Genomic DNA, 1,038 nt, shown 5'->3' with positions numbered 1-1,038 from the left:
GGCGTGGGCAGGTTGCGCGCGGCCGAGACCACGGAGATGGCCACGGCCAGGTCGGTGGCCGGCTCGACGGCGCGCGCCCCGCCCACGGTGGAGACGTAGACGTCCGCGCTGGAGGTGTCCACCCGCAACCGGGCGCTGAGAACCGCCAGCGCCATGGCTGTGCGCGAGTGGTCCACCCCGGAGGTGGTGCGCCGAGGCGAGCCGGCGTTCGTGGAGGCCACGAGCGCCTGGATCTCCACCGGCATGGGGCGGCGCCCCTCCAGGGTGACGGTGGCGCAGGTGCCCGGCACCTCGGAGCGGGCGGCGGACAGGAACAGCCCCGAGGGGTCCGCCAACCCCACGATGCCCCGCTCTCCCAGGTCGAAGCAGCCGACCTCATCGGTGGGGCCGTAGCGGTTCTTGACGGCCCGCAGTAGACGCAGGCGGGCGTGGCGGTCGCCCTCGAACTGGGTGACGACGTCGACCAGGTGCTCCAGCACCCGGGGCCCGGCGATCCCGCCGTCCTTGGTTACGTGCCCCACCAGCAGCACCGGGATACCGCGCTCCTTGGCCACCGCGATGAGCGCGCCGGCCACTGCTCGGACCTGGGTGACGCCCCCGGCACTGCCCTCGACCTGCGCCGAGGCGATGGTCTGGACCGAGTCCACCACCAGCAGGGAGGGCCCTGCCGCCTCCACATGCCCCAGCAGGGCTCCGAGCTCAGTCTCCGCGGCCAGGAGCAGCCCGGGGTCCAGGGCATCGATGCGCTCGGCCCGCAGCCGCACCTGGGAGGCGGACTCCTCACCGGTGACGTAGAGGACCGGGCCGTCCCCGCGCTCGCGCGCCACTGCGGAGGCCTTCGCGGCGACGTCGAGCAGCAGTGTGGACTTCCCGACGCCGGGCTCGCCGGCCAGCAGCACGACGGCGCCCGGCACGATCCCGCCTCCCAGGACCCGGTCCAGCTCGCCCACCCCGGTGGGGCGTGCCCGGGCCTCGGTGGCACTGACCTCCCCGATGGGGCGGGCGGCCACTGCCGGGCGCACGGCACTAGTCGCCGCC

The 1,038-nt window shown here is 75.0% G+C and carries 1 protein-coding gene; it reads right to left on the bottom strand.

Annotated elements, in window-relative coordinates; genetic code table 11:
* A partial coding sequence (locus tag HMPREF0975_RS14295; RefSeq protein WP_009234954.1) for a DNA repair protein RadA occupies positions 1-1,038 on the bottom strand: 1,038 nt, incomplete at both ends.

It is taken from the genome of Actinomyces sp. oral taxon 849 str. F0330 (assembly GCF_000239715.1).
Classification (GTDB): Bacteria; Actinomycetota; Actinomycetes; order Actinomycetales; family Actinomycetaceae; genus Actinomyces; species Actinomyces johnsonii.
Note: the sequence above shows the minus strand (reverse complement) of the source record. Positions and strands in the feature narration are given on the sequence as shown.